Consider the following 19,130-nt stretch of genomic DNA (forward strand, 5'->3'; position numbering starts at 1 on the left):
CCGACATCGAGAGAGCATCGAGAGAGCAAGGTGGGGGCCGTGGGCGCCGTACAACGACTGATCGTCATCGTCCTGTTCGAGGGCGTCGACCTGCTCGACGTCACCGGACCGCCCGAGGTGTTCTCCCTCGTCCGGCGGGAGACCGGCGACGCGACCGGCTACCGCGTCGTCCTCGCCGCCGCGACCGCGGACCCGGTCACCACCGCCGCCGGCGTGCGGATCCTGCCCGACCTCACCTTCGACGAGGCCGCCGCGAGCGCCATCGACACCCTGCTGGTGCCCGGCGCCGTCGAGGTGGACGGCCCGCGCCGGGTCCGCCCGCGCACCGACCCGGCCGTGGTCGACTGGGTGCGCACCCTCGCCGGGCGCTCACGCCGCATCGCCTCGGTCTGCGTCGGCGCGCACCTGCTCGCCGCCGCCGGGCTCCTCGACGGCAAGCGCGCCACCACCCACTGGTCGACCGCCGCGCAACTGGCCGCCGAGTACCCGGAGATCGAGGTGGACGCCGACCCGATCTTCATCCGCGAGGGCGACGTCTGGACCGGCGCGGGCATCAGCGCCTGCCTCGACCTCTCCCTCGCCCTGGTCGCCGAGGACTTCGGCGAGGAGCTCGCGCTGAGGGTCGCCCGCCAGCTCGTGATGTACCTCAAACGCCCCGGCGGCCAGAGCCAGTTCAGTGTCCCGCTGGAACCCGTCTCCACCACCCGGCGGGTCGAGGAGCTGCGCCACCACGTCCTGCGCAACCTCACCGGCCGGCTCACCGTCCCCGATCTCGCCGCCCACGCCCACGTCAGCGAAAGGCAGTTGACCCGGATCTTCAAGACCGAACTGGGCACCACGCCCAGCGCCTACATCGAGTCGGCCCGGGTCGAACTCGCCCGCCACCAGCTCGAATCCACCGATGCCACGCTCGACCGCGTCGCCGCCGACTGCGGGTTCGGCACCACCGACACCCTGGTCCGGGCCTTCCGCCGCCGGCTCGACACCACCCCGACCGAGTACCGCCACCGCTTCCGCACCGCCACGCCCACGCCCTGGGGGCCGCCCCCGGTCAGAGCGGCAGCCGGACCGTGAACACGGTGCGCCCCGGCCGGCTCGCCGCGTCCACCGTGCCGCCGTGCGCCCGGACCACCGCCCGCACGATCGACAGGCCGAGCCCCGTCGACCCGGTCGAGCGCGAGCGGGCGCGGTCCCCCCGGACGAACCGCTCGAACATCCGGCCCGCCAGCTCCGGCGCGATCCCCGGGCCGTCGTCGGCGACGGCCAGCCGCACCCCCGCCCCGGCCGGCTCCAGGCTCAGCTCGACCTCGGTGCCGGGCGGGGTGTGGGTCCGGGCGTTCGCCAGCAGGTTGACCACCACCTGGCTGAGCCGGTCCGCGTCCCCGCGCACCAGCACCGGTTCCTCGGGCAGCGCCAGGCGCCAGCGGTGCCCGGGCCCGGCCGCCCGGGCGTCGGCCACCGCGTTCAGCGCGATCCGGGTCAGGTCGACCTCGGCGTCGGCCAGCGGCCGGCCGGCGTCCAGCCGGGCGAGCAGCAGCAGGTCCTCGACGATCGCGCCCATCCGCACCGCTTCGGCGTCGATCCGCTCCAGCGAGTGCCGGACCGGCCCGGGCACCGCGCCCGGGTGGCGCAGCGCGAGTTCGGCGTGGCCGCGGACCGCCGCCACGGGGGTGCGCAGCTCGTGGCTGGCGTCGGCCGCGAACGCCCGCAGCCGTTCCTCCACCGCGTGCCGGCGGGCCAGCGCGTCGCCCACGTGCCCGAGCATCCGGTTGAGCGCCGCGCCGACCCGGCCGACCTCCGTCCGCGGATCGTCGTCCGGGACGCGTTCGGCCAGCGTGACGGCGCCGCTGGCGAGCGGCAGCGCGGCGACCCGCTCGGCCGTGCCCACCACCCGCCGCAGCGGACGCAGCGACCAGCCGACCCAGACCGCCCCGGCCGCCCCCGCCCCGGCGACGGCGATCGCGAAGACGGTCAGCTCCAGGGTCGCCAGCCGGTCCACGGTGTCCTCGGCCGGGCGCAGCGGCAGTCCGCTGACCAGCACGTCGCCGTCCCGGCCGGCCACCGCGCGCACCCGGTAGTGGCCCTGCGCGCGGCCCAGGTCGACGGTGCGGGCCGGCCCGCCGACCGGCAGGGCGGCCAGGGCCCGCTGCTCGGCCGGCGAGAACACCAGCCGGTCGTCGGCGCTGGGGCCGTTGGCGTCGTCGGCGTCCCCGTCGACCACGCCCGCCGCGGTGACCCGGCCGTCCAGCAGCCGGGCGCCCAGGGTGCCGGGGGTCTGCGCCCGGGTGTCGGTGCCGCCGCCCTGGCCGGCGTGCTCCAGGCTGGCGGCGTAGCGCCCGCCGGCGTCGGCGAGCTGCTGGTCCAGGCGGTCCACCAGAAAGTGGCGCAGCGCCGCCGTGGTGGCGAGGCCGACCGCGGCGCAGGTCACCACCAGGAGCACCAGCAGGCCGGCGATCAGCCGGGCCCGCAGCGTCCGCGGCACCAGCCGGGCGGCCCGGCGGCGCGCCCTGGCGGCGCCCGTCACGGGGCCGCCCGTCGTGGGCCGGCCGGTCACGGGGCCGCCGGTCGTGGGCCGGCCGGTCACGGGGCCGCCTTGATCAGGTAGCCGGCGCCGCGCACCGTGTGGATCATCGGCGTCCGGCCCGCGTCCAACTTCTTGCGCAGATAGCTGATGTACAGCTCGACGACGTGCGCCTGCCCGCCGAAGTCGTACGACCAGACGGCGTCCAGGATCTGCGCCTTGCTGAGCACCTGGCGCGGGTGGTGCATCAGGTGGGCGAGCAGCGCGTACTCGGTCGGGCTGAGGTCGACCACCTCACCGGCGCGGGTGACCTCGCGGGCCCGCTCGTCGAGGACGAGGTCGCCGAGCACCAGGGCGTGCGCGGGCGGTTGCCCCACGGCCCCCGGCGGGGTGGCGCGGCGCAGCAGCCCACGCAGCCGGACCACCACCTCGGCCAGGCTGAACGGCTTGGTCACGTAGTCGTCGCCACCCGCCGCGATGCCCGCGATCCGGTCCTCGACGGCGTCCCGGGCGGTGAGGAAGAGCACCCGCACCTCGGGCCGCTCGGCGTGGATGCGGCGCAGCACCTCCATGCCGTCGAGGTCGGGGAGCATCATGTCGAGCACCACGGCGTCCGGGCGCCAGTGCGCCGCCGCCCGGACGGCGGCCAGACCGGTGGTCTCGCCCCGTGCCTGCCAGCCCTCGTAGCGGACCGCGCCGCAGACCACCTCCACCAGGTCCGGTTCGTCGTCGACGACGAGGACCCGCCAGTCCTGCCGGTCGGCGCCCCGCTCGGCGGTGTCGTCCATGGTGCTCCCTGGGTGCAGGCGGTCGGCCGCCTTCATCCTGGCCCACCGCGATGAGAAAGCCGTGAGACCGGCAGTCGCCCGGGAAACCCGATCCACCCACCCTGACCTGCGGCGACATCGCCGGAGGCGACGGGGGTGGCGGCCCCGGTTCAGAGCCGGCTCAGAGGTTGCGGTGCGATCGTGGTGCGCCCCGGCGGTGCTCGCCCGCCGGGCCCGAAGGAGGATCCCCGATGGCCACCGCCGCCCCGCCGAGACCCGCCGCCCGCACCCGCCGGGCGGCCCCGCGCCGCCCGGCCGCCGCCCGGCCGGACGCGGTGCTGGGCCTGATCGCCGCCGGGGCGCTCGGCGTCCTCGCGCTGTGGTGGTCCGACACCCCGGCGGTCGCCGGCGCGGCCGGCTGGCTGACCGGGGCGGGCCGGATCACCGGCCTGCTCGCCGGGTACGCGGCGCCGGTGCTGCTCCTGCTGATGGCCCGGCTGCCGCCGGTGGAGCGCGGGGTCGGCGCCGACCGGCTGGCCCGCTGGCACGCGTTCGGCGGGCGCTGGCTGGTCGCCGTGGTGACGGTGCACGTGCTGTCGGTCGTCTGGGGGTACGCGCTGACGGACGGGCGCGGCCCGCTCGGCGAGGGGGTGGAGATCGTCCTCCACTACCCCGAGATGCTCAAGGCCGCGCTGGGCACCCTGCTGATGCTGGGCACCGGCGCCGTCTCCGCCCGGGCCGCCCGGCGCCGCCTCCCGTACGAGGCCTGGTACTACCTGCACCTGGCCACCTACCTCGCGGTGGCGCTCGCCTTCGGCCACCAACTGGCCACCGGCGCCGACCTCGGCGACGGCCCGGCCCGCGCCGCCTGGTACGCGCTCTACCTCGGCACCGCCGCCCTGCTGGGCTGGTACCGGCTGGCCCGGCCCTGGCGGCTCGACCGCCGGCACCGGCTGCGGGTGGCGGAGGTCCGCCGGGAGGGGCCGGGCGTGGTGTCGCTGTTCCTGACCGGTCGGCGGCTGGACGAACTCCGGGCCGAGCCGGGCCAGTTCTTCCGCCTCCAGTTCCAGACTCCCGGCCTGCGGTGGGCCGCCAACCCGTACTCGCTGTCCGCGCCGCCGCGCCCGGACTTCCTGCGCTTCACCGTCAAGGACCTCGGCGGGCACAGCGCCGCGGTGGCCGCGCTGCGCCCGGGCACCCCGGTGCGCGCCGAGGGCCCGTACGGGGCGTTCACGGGGCGGCTGCAACGGCGGCGCCGGGTGCTGCTGCTCGGGGCTGGGGTGGGGATCACCCCGCTGCGGGCGCTGTTCGAGACGCTGCCGGGCGAGCTGACCCTGGTCCAGCGGGCCGGACGCCCGGAGGACGTGCTGTTCCGGGCGGAGCTGGCGGAGGTGGCCCGGCGGCGGGGCGCCGCGGTGCACGAACTGGTCGGCCCGCGGGCGCGGATCGGCGACCTCGGCCGCGCGCTCGCCCGGCTCGTCCCCGACCTCGCCGAGCACGAGGTCTACCTGTGCGGGCCGGACGCGCTGGCCGAGGAGGCCGTCCGTTCGCTGCGGGCCGCCGGGGTGCGGGCGGGGCGCATCCACCGGGAGTCCTTCGACTTCTGAGCCCGATCGCCGAGCCCGCCGGACCTGCCGAGCCCGTCCCACCACGCCACCTCCACCACACCCCGAGGAGCCCCGCCCATGCGCCGAGCCGTCGTCACCGGTGCCGCCACCGCGGCCGGAGTCGTCCTGCTGCTCTCCCTCAAACCGCACGGGGCCACCGGGCCCGCGCCGGTGATCAGCTCCGGCGGCACGGGCTCGTCCGGTGCCGCGGGCTCGTCCGGCACCGGTTCGTCCGGCACCGCCGCCGGGGCCTCCGACGCCACCGCCGGGCCGTCGGGCTCCCCCACCGCACCGGCCACCGGTGGCTCTGGCGGCACCGGCGGCACCGGCGGCACCGGCGGCACCCGGAAGGTCACCGGCGACGCCGTGAACACCCGCTACGGCCCCGTCCAGGTCGAGGTCACCCTCGCCGGCAGCCGGATCGCCGCCGTCGACGTCGTCAAGTACCCCACCGAGGACCGCCGGGACCGCGAGATCAACAGTTCCGCGCTGCCCCTGCTCAACCAGGAGGCGATCGCCGCGCAGAGCGCCGGAATCGACGTGGTCAGCGGCGCGACCTTCACCAGCGACGGCTACGTCCGCTCCCTGCAGAGCGCGCTCGACCGCGCCGGGCGGTGAGGCACGGTGCTCCGCCACGCCGAACCCGTCATGGGCACCGTCTTCTCGATCGCCGTCCGCGATCCCGGCCCGGACACGCCCGCCGCGCTCCGCCGGATCGCCGACCGGCTGCACCGGATCGACGCGGTGTTCTCGCCCTACCGGCCGGACAGCGACATCAGCCGCCTCGACCGGGGCGAACTCGCCCTCGCCGACTGCGATCCGCAGGTCCGCGCCGTCCTGGCCGCCTGCCGCGAGGTCGCCGCGCAGACCGACGGCTTCTTCACCGAGCGGCCCGGCGGCCGGCTCGACCCGAGCGGCTGGGTCAAGGGGTGGGCGGTCGAGGAGGCGGCGGGGCTGCTGCGCGCCGCCGGGGCCCGGCAGTACTGCGTCAGCGGCGGCGGGGACGTGCAGACCGCCGGCGGGCCGTGGCGGATCGGGGTCGCCCACCCGCTGCGGCCGGACGCGCTGGCCGCCGTCCTGGGCGGCGACGACCTCGCGGTGGCCACCTCCGGCACCGCCGAGCGCGGCGCGCACATCCTCGATCCGCACACCGGCCGGCCGGCGCTCGGCCTCGCCTCGCTGACCCTGGTCGGCGCCCCCGGCACCGGGATCGCCCGCACCGACGCCTGGGCCACCGGCGCCTTCGCGATGGGCCCCGACCGCGCGCTCGTCTGGGCCGCCCGGCAGCCCGGCGTCGAGGCCCTCGCCGTCCTGCCCGACGGGACCAAGCGCTGGACGCCCGGCCTGCCCCGGCACCTCCCGCCCACCGGCCCCGCCGACTGGCGGCCGGCCACCCCGGCGGCCCGAGCAGGGCCGTTTGCGCGCCAACTGGCTTTCGAACGCTGATAGTTCACTCCATCAGGTGAAGAACTCGATCATGACTCATCCGCCCCGACCCGGGTGGCCGATAGTGGGGAGACCGATCGGACGCACACCATCCGGTCCCACCGGAACGCGTGGACCCGCGGACACGCGTGAACCCACGGAAAGAGGTAGCGACACATGCCCACCGAGGCCACCCGGCGGATCGACCTCGTCTTCTCCCTGTTCGACGCCAACCGCAACGGCGTCGTCGAGGTCGACGACTTCAACCTGATGACGGCCCGCGTGGTCGCGGCCGCCGCCGATTCGGACGACGCCGCGAAGGCCGCGATCCGCGCCGCCTTCCGGCGCTACTGGACCACCCTGGTCAGCGAGTTGGACACCGACGGCGACGGCGTGATCAGCCGCGAGGAGTTCGGCGGCTTCGTCCTCTCGCCCGAGCGCTTCGGCCCCACCGCCGGCGAGTTCGCCGACGCCCTGGCCGCGCTCGGCGACCCGGACGGCGACGGCCTGATCGAGCGCCCGCTGTTCGTGGCGCTGATGTCCGCGATCGGCTTCGAGCACGCCAACGTCCACGCCCTCTTCGACGCCTTCGGCCCCACCCCCGAGGACCGCATCACGGTGGCCGTCTGGGCCGCCGGGATCCGCGACTACTACGCCCCGGACAAGGTCGGCATCCCCGGCGACCTGCTGGTGGGCCAACCGGCCGCCTGATCTCCCCGGGGCGCGCCCGCCCCGGATCGGCTGAGCGACGGCGCCGCCGCCCCGCACCTGCCCGGCGGCGCCGTCCCGCGCTTCGCGCACCGGGCCCACGGCCGCCCGCGCCACCACCCACGACCGGTCCGCCGGGCAGGTCCTGTCCGGCCGATCCTGCCGGACAGGACCTGGTCGCGGCTTCCCGAAGTCCGAACACCAGGAGGGATCATGGCCACCGCCGCCCGCCCCCGTGCCGGCGTCGACGAGGGCGTCGGACCGACCGCCCTGATGGTCGCCGCCGCCCGCGCGATCGAGACCCACCGCCCCGACGCCCTCGCCCGGGACGCCCACGCCGAGCACTTCGTACGCGCCGCCCGGTCTTCCGCGCACTGGCCGGTGCACCCCCGGGACGTCCCGGGCGGCGAGGCCGATCCGCTCTGGGGGCGGCTCGGCCGCTACCTCGCCCTGCGGACGAGGGCGCTGGACGACCAGCTGCTGTGGTCCGCCCACCTGGGCGTCCGCCAGGTCGTCCTGCTCGGCGCCGGCCTGGACACCCGGGCCTTCCGGCTCGACTGGCCCGCCGACCTCGCCGTCTTCGAGGTCGACCGGCCCGAGGTCCTCGCCTTCAAGCAGCGCGTCCTCGACCGGGTCGACGCCCGGCCGGCGGCGCGCCGCGTACCGGTGGCCGCCGACCTGCGCGGCGACTGGGCCGACGCCCTCACCGCGGCCGGCTTCCAGCCCGCCGAGCCGACCGCCTGGCTCGCCGAGGGCCTGCTGCCCTACCTGCCCGCCGCCGCCGAACAGCGACTCGCGGCCGCCGTCGACCGACTCGGCGCCGCAGGAAGCACCTTGGCGTACGAGGCCAAGCTCGGACCGGAGTCCGCGGCGGTCCGCGACAACCCCGTCTACACGACCGCTCGCGAGCGGCTCGGGGTCGACCTGCTCGCCCTGTTCGACGCCGGGCCCCGCCCCGACACCACCGCCGATCTCACCGCGCGCGGCTGGTCCACCACCGTCCACACCCCGTTCGACTTCACCCGCCACTACGGCCGCGGCCCCCGGCCCGAACCCCACGACGCCTTCGCCGCCAACCGCTGGGTCTTCGCCACCCGGTGACGCCCCCGCTCCGGGCTGCCCCGGCCGGCTCCGGCCCGCCCGGTGTTCGGTTCTGCGCACAGGCCGCCGCCGCACGGGCCCGACGTGATCCAACGGACACGCCCTAGACTTCGGCCATGCTCAAAGCCGACCGTACCGCCCGGATCCTCACCCACATCACCGAGGCGGGCAGCGCCGATGTGCACGAGCTGGCCGGCCTCCTCCAGGTGTCACCGGCCACCGTCCGCCGGGACCTCCAGGAACTGCACGACCAGGGCCTGCTGCACCGCACCCGTGGCGGGGCGGTCACCGGTGCCGTCAACCTCGAACTGCCGCTGCGCCACAAGCACGGGACGCGGCAGGCGGAGAAGCGGCGGATCGCGCTGGCGGCCGACCGGCTGGTACCGGACGGCGCCGTGGTGGGCCTGACGGGCGGCACGACGACGAGCGAGCTGGCCCGGGTGCTGGCCGAACGCGGCGGGATCACCATCGTGACCAACGCGGTCAACATCGCGGCGGACCTCATCGTCCGGCCGGAGGTCCGCCTGGTGGTGGTCGGCGGCCTGGCCCGGACCACGAGTTACGAGCTGGTGGGGCCGGCCGCCGACCGGATGCTCGCCCAGTACCACCTGGACCTCGCGTTCATCGGGGTGGACGGCCTGACCGCGCAGGACGGCTGCACGACGCACGACGAGATGGAGGCCCAGACCGACCGCGCGTTCCTGCACGCCAGCGCGCGGTCGGTGGTCCTGGCGGACAGCACCAAGATCGGCCGGGTGACCTTCGCCAAGATCTGCCCGCTCGCCGAGGTGCACGACCTCGTCACCGACGACGAGGCCACCGCGGCGCAGGAGAAGGCGATCGCCGCCTGCGGGGTGCGGGTCGCGCGCGTCTGACCTGTTCACGCGGGGTGCCCGGCCGGGGAGAACCGGCCGGGCTCTCTGTCGCACCGTCAGTTGTCATGCAACGGTCCGATAACGACATCCGGGCGACACCTCGACCCCGCCGGTCCGCCTCGTGAATACTGCCCGACGCCACGCTCTTTCGAATCTGCTCAGAACCAGCGCTCTTCAAGCAACTAGGATCAAGCGGCGTACGAAGGCGGTAACTGCGGTGAACACACGTGTACGTACCCTCTGGGCGGTCTGTGCCGTCGGCGCGCTCGCCCTCACGGCGTGCGGCGGCAGCAGTGGCGGCGGGTCCTCCCCGAACGGCGCCGTGACGCTCAAACTCGTCGCCGCCGACTACGGCGAGAAGGAGTCCAACAGCTCCAAGGCCTACTGGAACGGCGTCGCCACCGCGTTCACCGCGGCCAATCCCGGCATCAGGGTCGACGTCCAGGTGATGAACTGGAACGACATCGACAAGCAGGTCAAGACGATGATCCAGAGCGGCAACGTCCCCGACGTCCTGCAGACCGGGGGCTACGCCGACAAGGTCGCCGACGACCTCCTCTACAAGGCCGAGGACGTCCTGTCCGCCGACACCCGGGCCGACCTGATCCCGAGCTTCGCCGAGGCCGGCCGGGTCGACGGCGTGCAGTACGGCATCCCGTTCGTCTCCTCCGCCCGCGCCCTCTTCTACAACAAGGCCGTCTTCCAGCAGGCCGGCATCACCCAGCCGCCCGCCACCTGGGACGAGGTGCGCAAGGACGCCGAACTGATCAAGGCCAAGGCGCCCGGGGTCACCCCGTACGCGCTGCCGCTCGGCCCGGAGGAGGCCCAGGGCGAGAGCATGATCTGGGAGCTCGGCAACGGCGGCGGCCCCACCGCCAAGGACGGCACGTACGCCATCGACAGCCAGGCCGACGTCGACACCTTCCGCTGGCTCAAGGCCAACCTCGTCGACCCCGGCCTGACCTACGCCAACCCGGCCACCACCGACCGCAAGACCGCCTTCGCCGACTTCGCCGCGGGCAAGGCCGCCATGGCCAACGGCCACCCCTCGCTGATCCAGATGGCCAAGGACGGCAAGGTCGACTACGGCGTCGCGCCCATCCCCGGCAGGACCGGCCCGCTCGCCTCCACCCTCGGCGTCGCGGACTGGACGATGGCCTTCAAGAAGAACGGCCACCGCGACCAGATCAGGAAGTTCCTCGACTTCGCGTACTCCAAGGACAACACGCTCGCCTTCGACGAGACCTACAACCTGATGCCGGTCACCCAGAGCACCCTGCGCGAGATGACCGCCAGCGGCAAGCACAAGGACCTCGAACCGTTCTTCGCCCTCCTGCCGAACGCCGTCTTCTACCCGCTCGGCAACACCACCTGGGACGCGGTCTCGGCCGAGCTCAAGAAGAGCATCGGCACCGCCGTCGCCGGCGACCCGGCCAAGGTGCTCGGCGACCTGCAGAAGAAGGCCCGGGACGCCGTCGCGAACAAGTAGGGCACGCCCGCCCCGGCCCGCGCCCCGTCCGAAAGGCACCGCCGTGTCCCTCGACTCCCCCACCCCCCAAGCCTCCGGGCCCGGGCGGCCCGCCCGGACGGGCTCCGGCCCCGGCCGGCTCGGACCGCTGCCGTGGATCGCCCCGGCCGTCCTGCTGATCCTGGCCGTCGTCCTGTGGCCCGTCTACGAGATGGTCCGCACCTCGTTCCTGCGCATCAGCACCAGCGGGTTCGTCCGCGGCTCCGCCGGGCTGGACAAGTACCGCAAGCTCTTCGGCGAGGCCGACCTCGGCCGGGTGCTGCTCTCGACGGTCGTCTGGACGGTGGCCGTCGTCGGCCTGACGATGGCGCTCTCGCTCGGCCTGGCCCAGCTGTTCAACCAGCGCTTCCCCGGGCGCCGGTTCGCGCGCTGGGCCCTGATCGCCCCCTGGGCGGCGTCCGTCCTGATGACCGCCATCGGCTTCCGGTGGATGCTCGACCGGACGGCCGGCGTGCTCAACACCGCGCTGACCGACCTCGGCCTGGTCGACGGCCCCCGGGACTGGCTCGGCGACCCGTCGACCGCCTGGCCCTGGATGGTCCTCGTCGCCGTCTTCGTCTCGCTGCCGTTCACCACCTACACCCTGCTCGCCGGCCTGCAGACCGTCCCCGGCGAGCTGTACGAGGCGGCCCGGGTGGACGGTGCCTCCCCGTGGCAGGCCTACCGGAGGATCACCCTGCCGCTGCTGCGCCCGGCCTTCCTGGTCGGCCTCGTGATCAACCTGATCAACGTCTTCAACTCCTTCCCCGTCATCTGGGGCATGACCCAGGGCGGCCCGGGCAGCGCCACGGCCACCAGCACGGTGTTCATGTACCAGCTGAAGAACACCGACATCGGCGAGTCCGCGGCCATGTCGGTGGTCAACTTCGCCCTGGTGGTGCTGATGGTGCTGGTCTTCCTCAAGGTCGGCCGCTGGAACGGGGAGGAGCGTTGACGGCCCGCCCGCCCGCGCGCCGGATCCGCCCGCGCGCCCTGGTCATGGCGGCGGCGGCCTGGCTGCTGGCGGCGGTCTTCCTGCTCCCGTACCTGGAGATGGCCGTCACCGCGCTGCGCCCCGCCGACGAGCTGCGCGACGCGGGCTACCTGCCGCGCCACCCCGCCTGGTCCAACTTCGTCGATGTCTGGCGCGAGTCGACGCTCGGCGCCAACCTCAAGGTCACCCTGCTGGTCGCCGGCGGCTCCACCGTGCTGGCGCTGCTGGTCGCGCTGCCCGCCGCGTACTGCACCGCGCGGTTCAGGTACCGGGGCCGCAGGCTCTTCCTGCTGCTCGTCCTGGTCACCCAGATGTTCCAGCCGACCTCGCTGCTGGTGGGCCTCTACCGCGAGTTCTACCAGTTGGACATGCTCAACTCGGTCTGGACGCTGATCCTCTGCAACGCCGCCTTCAACCTGGCCTTCGCCGTCTGGATCCTCACCGCCTACATCGGCTCGATCCCGGTCGAGTTGGAGGAGGCCGCGCTGCTCGACGGCCTCGGCCGGCTCGGGGCGCTGCGCCGGGTGGTGCTGCCGCTGGCCATGCCCGGCGTGGTCACCGCGGTGATCTTCACCTTCATCTCCGCCTGGAACGAGTTCGTGATGGGCCTGACCCTGTCGACGGCCCCGGAGAGCCAGCCGCTGACCGTCGGCATCAACGGCTTCATCGGCAACTACACCGTGGAGTGGAACTACCTGTTCGCCGGATCGGTGGTCGCGATCGTGCCGGTCGTGGTGCTGTTCGCCGTCATCGAGCGCCACGTGGTCTCCGGGCTGACCGCCGGATCGGTCAAGTAGCCCCGGCCGTCCGGGGTGTCGGGAACGGCGACCCCGCCATTGACATGGACCGGCCACAACTGTGAATGTTGCTTGTATTCCCCCATGTTCAAGCAGCTTCGCGCAGTAAGTGAACATCTCTTGCTCATCCGACGGGAGAACACACCGTGCGCTTGGTACGACCTCGCCTCCGCCGGGCCGCCCTCACCGTGGCCCTCACCAGCATCGCCGCCGTGGCCGGGCCCGCCCTGCCGGCCCGCGCCGCCACCCCCGGCTCCGCCGTCCTCGACGGCAGCCACCAGAGCACCACCTGGCAGAGCCCCACGTACGCCAAGGGCACCCTCGGCGGCGCCGCCTCCTGCCCGTCCGCCGCCCAGGACCCGGACGGTACGGTCTGCGGCCGCTTCGACCTGACCGTCGACGCGCCCGCCGGCTACTGGGACGACAACCCCGAGGGTGGCGTCCCGCTCTCGATCCAGTGGCAGAACCCCACCGACGACTTCGACCTCTACGTCTACGACGCCAACGGCAAGGAGGTCGCCGAGAGCGCGGGCACCGCCAACCCCGAGGCGACCGTCATCCCGAAGGCCTCGGGCACGTACCACGTCCTGGTCGTCCCCTACGACGTGCACGGCGGCTCCTTCACCGGCCGCGCCTACCTGCCGCAGACCGCCGACGCGGGAGACCTCACCTCCTTCTCCGGCGGCCAGGGCAGCTACGACATCGCCGCCGGCACCCTCAAGGCCAAGGTCGACTTCCTCGCCGACGACCAGTTGCGGCTGCGCGCCGCCCCGGACGGCGTGCTCACCGACCCGGCCGGCAGCACGATCATCCGCAAGCAGCCCGAACTCCAGCGCGGCACCTCGTCGTTCGACGCCGGCGACTACTACGGCATCCGCTCCAAGGACCAGGTGCTGCGGGTCTACAAGCACCCCCTGAGGTTCGGCCTGTACAAGGCCGACAACCGCACCGCCATCTGGCAGGAGGACGCCCCGCTGCGCTGGTCCACCAGCGGGCTGCGGCAGAGCCTGGTCCGCGGCGCCGACGAGCAGTTCTTCGGCGGCGGCGAGCAGAACGGCTCCTTCTCCCACCGGGACAAGACCGTCCACGTCGCCAACAGCACCAACTGGAACGAGGGCGGCTACAACAACTCGCAGCCGTTCTACATCTCCACCGCCGGCTACGGCGTCTTCCGCAACACCTTCGCCCCGGGCAGCTACGACTTCGGCTCGCCCGTGCGCACCGGACAGCAGGAACGGCGCCTGGACGCCTACTACTTCACCGGTGACGTCAAGTCGGTGATCGGCAAGTACACCACCCTGGTCGGCAAGCCCTTCATGCCGCCCGTCTACGGCCTGGAGCCCGGCGACTCCGACTGCTACCTGCACAACGCCAACCGCGGCGAACGCCACACCACCGACGCGCTCAAGGTCGCCGACGGCTACGTGCGGAACCAGATGCCGCTCGGCTGGATGCTCGTCAACGACGGCTACGGCTGCGGCTACGAGAACCTCGCCCAGACCGGCGAGGGCCTGCGCAAGGACCACGCCCAGCTCGGGCTCTGGACCCAGAACGGCCTGCCCGACCAGGCCGCCGAGGTCAAGGCCGGCGCCCTGGTGCGCAAGCTCGACGTCGCCTGGGTCGGCAACGGCTACGACTTCGCGCTGAACGCCTGCGACCAGGCCAAGGCCGGCATCGAGGACGGCAGCGACGCCCGCGGCTTCGTCTGGCTGCCCGTCTCCTGGGCCGGCGCCCAGCGCTGCGGCGTCCTGTGGAGCGGCGACCAGAGCCTGTCCTGGGACTACATCCGCTGGCAGATCCCCACCTACGCCGGCGCCACCATGTCCGGCATCGCCTACAACACCGGCGACGTCGGCTCCATCTACCGCCGCGACCCGAAGATGTACACCCGCGACCTCCAGTGGAAGTCCTTCCTCCCGGCCATCATGACCATGGACGGCTGGGCCAGGGACATGGCCGGCAAGGAGCAGCGCGACCAGCAGCCCTGGCTGGACGGCGAGCCCTACACCTCGATCAACCGCAAGTACCTCCAGCTGAAGGAGCGGCTGCTGCCGTACATGTACACGCTGTCGGCGGAGGCCACCAGGACGGGCGTCGGCGCGGTGCGTCCGCTCGCCCTGGAGTACCCGGACGACCCGGCGGCCCTCGGCCCGAACGCCAAGTACGAGTTCCTGGCCGGGCCGGACTTCCTCGTCGCACCGGTCTACTCGGACACCTCGGTGCGCGACGGCATCTACCTGCCCAAGGGCACCTGGACCGACTACTGGACCGGGCGCACCTACCAGGGCCCCACCACGGTCAACGGCTACTCCGCGCCGCTGGACACCCTGCCGCTGTTCGTCAAGGGCGGCTCGATCGTGCCGATGTGGCCCGAGGGCACGCTGTCCTGGGAGAACCGGGACCGCACCCGGCTCGACTACGACCTCTACCCGCAGGGCGACTCCTCCTACACCCTGTACGAGGACGACGGCGTCACCCGCGGCTTCGCCGCCGGCGCCTCGGCCACCCAGCGGGTGGACGTCCGCGCCCACGGGCCGGTCACCGTCGTCAAGGTCGGTGCCAGCATGGGGAGTTACACCGGCAAGCCGGCCGAGCGGGGGTACCGCTTCACCGTGCACGGCAAGCCCGCCCCGCGCCTGGTCGTCACGCAGGGCGGACCGCTGCCCCGGCTGGACTCCGCGGCGGCGCTCGACTCGGCCGCCTCGGGCTGGTACTACGACGCCGCGACCGGGGTCACCCAGGTCAGGACGCCCGCCGTCGCCACCGACCACGGCTTCTCCGTCGAACTGATCCACGGCGGCCACTGACCGGCCGGACGCCGCAGGGCCCCCTCGCGAACCGCCGCGAGGGGGCCCTGCGGCGTTCCGGGGCCGCTGTGTCCGGGGCATTCCCCGGCCCGCCCCCGTCCCGTAGCGTGGCGGGGGTGAACGCGAACCCGTCCACCCCCGCCCGGTACGACGCCGTGATCGTCGGCGGCGGCCACAACGGGCTGGTGGCCGCCGCCTACCTCGCCCGGGCCGGACACCGGGTCCTGCTGCTCGAACGGCTGCCCCGGGTCGGCGGGGCCGCCGTCTCCACCCGGGCGTTCCCCGGCGTGGACGCCCGGCTGTCGCGCTACTCCTACCTGGTCAGCCTGCTGCCGCGCAAGATCGTCCAGGAGCTGGGCCTGCGGCTCGACCTGCGGCGCCGCCGGATCGCCTCGTACACGCCCACCGTCCGGGACGGGAAGCCCACCGGCCTGCTGGTGGACGCCGCCGACCCCGGCCGGACCGGGGAGGCGTTCCGGGCGCTCACCGGAACCGACCGGGAGTGGGAGGCCTGGCAGCGCTTCTACGGCATGACCGGACAGGTCGCCCGACGGGTCTTCCCGACCCTCACCGAGCCGCTGCCCGCACGCGCCGAACTGCGCCGGCGGATCGCCGACGACGCCGCCTGGACCGCCCTGTTCGAACGGCCGCTGGGCGAGACGATCGAACGGACCTTCAGCGACGACCTGGTCCGCGGGATCGCCCTGACGGACGCACTGATCGGTACCTTCACCCACGCCCACGACCCCTCGCTCCGGCAGAACCGCTGCTTCCTCTACCACGTGATCGGCAACGGGACGGGCGACTGGGACGTCCCGGTCGGCGGCATGGGCGCGGTGACGGACGCGCTGGCCGAGGCGGCCCTGGCCGCCGGCGCGGAGATCCGCACCGGGTGCGAGGTCACCGCCATCGCCACCGACGGCCACGGCGACGCCGAGGTGACGTACCGCCACCGGGGCGGCGAGGCCACGGCGGCGGGCCGCCGGGTGCTGGTCAACGCCGCCCCGGCCACCCTGGCCCGCCTCCTCGGCGAGGAGCCCGGGCCCGCGCCCGAGGGCGCCCAGCTGAAGGTCAACCTGGTGCTGCGCCGGCTGCCGCGGCTCCGGGACACCGGCGCGGACCCCCGGGAGGCCTTCGCGGGCACCTTCCACATCGCCGAGGGCTACCGGCAGTTGGAGACCGCCTACGCCGAGGCGGCGGCCGGCCGGATGCCCTCCGCGCCCCCGTCGGAGATCTACTGCCACACCCTCACCGACCCCACCATCCTGGGCCCCGAAGCCGTCCGCCAGGGCCTCCAGACGCTGACCCTGTTCGGCCTGCACATGCCCGCCCGGCTGTTCACCGACCCGGCCGCCAAGGAGCGCGCCCTGGCGGCCAGTCTGGCCCAACTGGACGAGGTGCTGGCCGAACCGATCGCCGACTGCCTCGCGCCGGACGCCACCGGCCGGCCCTGCGTGGAGGCCAGGACCCCGCCCGACCTGGAACGGGAGATCGGCCTGCCCGGCGGCCACATCTTCCACCGGGACCTCTCCTTCCCGTTCGCGACCGGGCCCGTGGACGGCCCCGCCGCCCGCTGGGGCGTGGCGACGGCCCACCCGAACGTCCTGCTGTGCGGCGCGGGCGCCGTCCGCGGCGGCGGAGTCAGCGGCATCCCCGGCCACAACGCCGCCCGGGCCGCCCTCGAAGCCCTCTCCGGTTAGCCCCGGTCGGCGTCGGCCCCGGCGCCGGTCAGCTCCGGTCGGCGTCGGCCCCGGCGATGGCCTCGGCGGTGGTCTTCAGGTCGTGCAGCCACCCGTCGAGGCCCTGGCGCAGGATCGCGGTCGCGGTGGGAACGTCCGCGTCGACCTGGGGCCCGGTGTGGGTCTCCTCGGTGCTCACCCGGACGCCGCCCTCGACCTCGGTGAAGTTCCACACGTGGACGCCGTCGATGTGCAGCCCTTCGGCGACGGCGGGGCCCGTCCAGCGGATGCAGGACTCCCGCTTGAGCTGCTGGACGGTCGAGGTGATGTCCAGGCTGGTGGCGGTGGTCGCGGGGTTGGGCGGGAGCGGGGTCGTCCACCGGAACGCCGAACCCGGGCGCAGGCGGCCGTGGTCGAGGCGCTCCGCGCTCGCGACGGGGCCCTGCCAGGACGGCCAGCGCTCCACGTCGGTCTGCAGCTTCCAGATGGTGTGCAGCGGCGCGTGGACCACCGTCTCGGCCCGGTAGCGGACCTGGGCCCGGGGATCGACGCCCTGGCCGCGGCAGGTCAGGGACGGACCGGGGCGCGAGGTGGCGGCCCCGGCGGGCGCGGCCGCGGTGCCGAGGAGGCTGACGACGAGCGGGACGGCGAACAGGGCGGCGCGGACGCCGGTGCTGCGGGTGCCGGACATGGGATTCCCCTTGATCGAGTGTCAGTTGGTGGGCGGGCGTTGCCTGTCGGGCCGCGGGCGAGGCTGCGGCAGCCCCACACGCGGTAGACGCTTGCGCGTTCGTTAGAAGTTATAACGCGAATTCCCGTAAGAGGTCAACAGCTTTCGTGACACCCTCTAACCAGAGGTCGGGTGGCGGGCGGCCGAGCGCCCCAAACTCTCCTTATGGGACGGAACGTGTCGAACCCGGGACCCTACGTGACCTTCGCCCCTGCCCCAGGTCGACGCACCACCGCGCCCCCGGGCCATAAGTCCTGCTTGGCGAGGGGCCTATGAACCGTCGTTGGACGCGGCGGCGCGATCGGCTCGATGTTGGCCGCATGACGTCTCCCGCTGCGTCCGACGCGGCCGCCGTGAACCACAGCAGGCCCCCGCACGAGATCGCCGTGGTGGGCGCAGGCGCCGCCGGCACCCTCACGGCGCTGCGCCTGCTCCACCACGCGGCCGCCGGGAGACCCGCACCGGCCCGGATCTGGCTCATCGACCCCGGGCCCGCAGGCCCGGGGCTGGCGTTCGGCACCGACGCGCCGCACCACCTGCTGAACGTCCCGGCCGGCCGGATGAGCGCCCACCGGGACGACCCCGGCCACTTCGTGCGCTGGCTCGGCGACCGCGGCGGCGAGCACGACTTCGTCCCCCGGCGCCTCTTCGGCCGCTACCTCGCCGAGAGCCTGGCAGCGGCTGCCTCCGGCCCTGGCACCCCCGACCTGGTCCGAGTGCCCGACCGCGTCGTCGCCCTCACCCACCGGCCCCGGGCGACCACCCCGCCGCTGCGCCTGTGGCTGCACGACGGGCCACCGCTCGACGTCGACGCGGCGGTGCTGGCCCTGGGCAACTTCGCACCCGGCCAGGCCTGGGCACCGCCGGCGCTGCGCGACTCCGGGCGGTTCCTGGCCGACCCCTGGGCACCCGGCGCCCTGGCGGCCGTCCCCGAGGACCGCGACGTCCTGCTCGTCGGCACCGGCCTGACCATGGTCGACATGGCGCTCAGCCTGCAACGCCCCGGACGCGTCGTCCACGCCCTGTCCCGGAACGGACTGGTCCCCCGACCGCACGCCGCCACCCCGCTCACCACCCCGGCCGCACCGGCCGTCCCGCAGCTCGACGCCCGTGCGGGGCTGCCCGCGCTGCGCCGGGCCGTGCTGTGCCAGATCGCCCGCTGCCGCCGCGTCCACGGCGACTGGCGGGCCGGGGTCGACAGCCTCCGCCCCCTCACCAGCGCCCTGTGGCAGCAGCTCTCACCCGCCGACCAGGCCCGGCTGCTGGCCCGGGACCTCCGGCTCTGGGAGACCCACCGCCACCGGATCCCGCCGGTCAGCGCCAGGGCCCTGCGCACCGCCGTCGACGCGGGCCTGGTCAGCATCGGCCGGGGCACCGTGGCCGACGCCAAGACCACCGCGGACGGCCCCGGCGAGGTCGGCGAGGTCATCGACGTCCGGCTGGACGACGGCCGCGCGCTGCGGGTGGGGGCGGTGCTGAACTGCACCGGCTCCGAGGCCGAACTCACCCGGGTCGACGACCCGCTGATCACCGACCTGCTCACCACCGGCCTCGGCTCCCCCGCCCCCGGGGGGGGGGGGGTGGACACCCCCGCCGACGGCCCGCACCACCC

Annotated in this window: 15 protein-coding genes and 1 pseudogene; 13 read left to right on the forward strand and 3 right to left on the reverse strand. The window is 74.4% G+C overall.

What is annotated here, in order from left to right:
* Positions 1–39: 39 nt before the first annotated feature.
* Positions 40–1,074 carry a DJ-1/PfpI family protein gene (locus tag AB0O19_RS03860; protein WP_363617583.1) on the forward strand — a complete coding sequence of 345 codons (1,035 nt, stop codon included), beginning with the start codon at positions 40–42 and terminating at the stop codon, positions 1,072–1,074.
* Here AB0O19_RS03860 and AB0O19_RS03865 read toward each other — a convergent pair.
* Both AB0O19_RS03865 and AB0O19_RS03870 read right to left on the reverse strand, forming a co-directional pair.
* Positions 1,052–2,524, reverse strand: a complete 1,473-nt coding sequence (locus AB0O19_RS03865; RefSeq protein ID WP_363617625.1) for a HAMP domain-containing sensor histidine kinase — start codon at positions 2,522–2,524, stop codon at positions 1,052–1,054. The genes AB0O19_RS03860 and AB0O19_RS03865 overlap by 23 nt on opposite strands.
* Before the next feature lie 56 nt (positions 2,525–2,580).
* Positions 2,581–3,309, reverse strand: a complete 729-nt coding sequence (locus AB0O19_RS03870; RefSeq protein WP_363617585.1) for a response regulator transcription factor — start codon at positions 3,307–3,309, stop codon at positions 2,581–2,583.
* 230 nt (positions 3,310–3,539) lie between these two features.
* Here AB0O19_RS03870 and AB0O19_RS03875 point away from each other — a divergent pair, with 230 nt between their 5' ends.
* From AB0O19_RS03875 to AB0O19_RS03925, 11 genes and pseudogenes are all read left to right on the forward strand, one after another.
* Positions 3,540–4,895, forward strand: coding sequence for a ferredoxin reductase family protein (locus AB0O19_RS03875; protein WP_363617587.1), 1,356 nt, complete (start codon positions 3,540–3,542; stop codon positions 4,893–4,895).
* A gap of 78 nt (positions 4,896–4,973) precedes the next feature.
* A complete protein-coding gene (locus AB0O19_RS03880; protein WP_363617589.1) occupies positions 4,974–5,513 on the forward strand; it encodes an FMN-binding protein in 540 nt (179 codons plus the stop codon).
* Positions 5,514–5,543: 30 nt separating this feature from the next.
* Positions 5,544–6,341, forward strand: a complete 798-nt coding sequence (locus AB0O19_RS03885; protein ID WP_363617627.1) for an FAD:protein FMN transferase — start codon at positions 5,544–5,546, stop codon at positions 6,339–6,341.
* Positions 6,342–6,497: 156 nt separating this feature from the next.
* A complete protein-coding gene (locus AB0O19_RS03890) occupies positions 6,498–7,031 on the forward strand; it encodes an EF-hand domain-containing protein (protein WP_363617591.1) in 534 nt (177 codons plus the stop codon).
* Positions 7,032–7,241: 210 nt separating this feature from the next.
* Complete coding sequence (locus AB0O19_RS03895; protein ID WP_363617593.1) at positions 7,242–8,129, forward strand: SAM-dependent methyltransferase; 888 nt, start codon at positions 7,242–7,244, stop codon at positions 8,127–8,129.
* Between the two features lie 116 nt (positions 8,130–8,245).
* Positions 8,246–9,004, forward strand: coding sequence for a DeoR/GlpR family DNA-binding transcription regulator (locus AB0O19_RS03900; RefSeq protein ID WP_363586604.1), 759 nt, complete (start codon positions 8,246–8,248; stop codon positions 9,002–9,004).
* Between the two features lie 217 nt (positions 9,005–9,221).
* Positions 9,222–10,493, forward strand: a complete 1,272-nt coding sequence (locus AB0O19_RS03905) for an extracellular solute-binding protein (protein WP_363586605.1) — start codon at positions 9,222–9,224, stop codon at positions 10,491–10,493.
* A 43-nt stretch (positions 10,494–10,536) separates the two neighbouring features.
* A complete protein-coding gene (locus tag AB0O19_RS03910) occupies positions 10,537–11,466 on the forward strand; it encodes a sugar ABC transporter permease (RefSeq protein WP_363374460.1) in 930 nt (309 codons plus the stop codon).
* Positions 11,467–11,510: 44 nt separating this feature from the next.
* Positions 11,511–12,302: a carbohydrate ABC transporter permease gene (locus AB0O19_RS03915; RefSeq protein ID WP_363586619.1), complete on the forward strand. Its 792-nt coding sequence runs from the start codon at positions 11,511–11,513 to the stop codon at positions 12,300–12,302.
* 605 nt (positions 12,303–12,907) lie between these two features.
* Positions 12,908–15,091 (forward strand): annotated as a pseudogene (locus AB0O19_RS03920) (TIM-barrel domain-containing protein); the annotation flags it as partial.
* A 134-nt stretch (positions 15,092–15,225) separates the two neighbouring features.
* A complete protein-coding gene (locus AB0O19_RS03925; protein ID WP_363617595.1) occupies positions 15,226–16,809 on the forward strand; it encodes an NAD(P)/FAD-dependent oxidoreductase in 1,584 nt (527 codons plus the stop codon).
* A 28-nt stretch (positions 16,810–16,837) separates the two neighbouring features.
* On the opposite strand, the gene AB0O19_RS03930 is transcribed toward AB0O19_RS03925, so the two are convergent.
* Positions 16,838–17,479: an SRPBCC family protein gene (locus tag AB0O19_RS03930; protein ID WP_363617597.1), complete on the reverse strand. Its 642-nt coding sequence runs from the start codon at positions 17,477–17,479 to the stop codon at positions 16,838–16,840.
* 359 nt (positions 17,480–17,838) lie between these two features.
* Here AB0O19_RS03930 and AB0O19_RS03935 point away from each other — a divergent pair.
* Positions 17,839–19,130 (forward strand): FAD/NAD(P)-binding protein (locus AB0O19_RS03935; RefSeq protein WP_363617599.1); only part of this gene is annotated, 1,292 nt, incomplete at its 3' end.

This window comes from Kitasatospora sp. NPDC091276 (genome assembly GCF_040684355.1).
In the GTDB taxonomy this organism is placed as follows: Bacteria; Actinomycetota; Actinomycetes; order Streptomycetales; family Streptomycetaceae; genus Kitasatospora.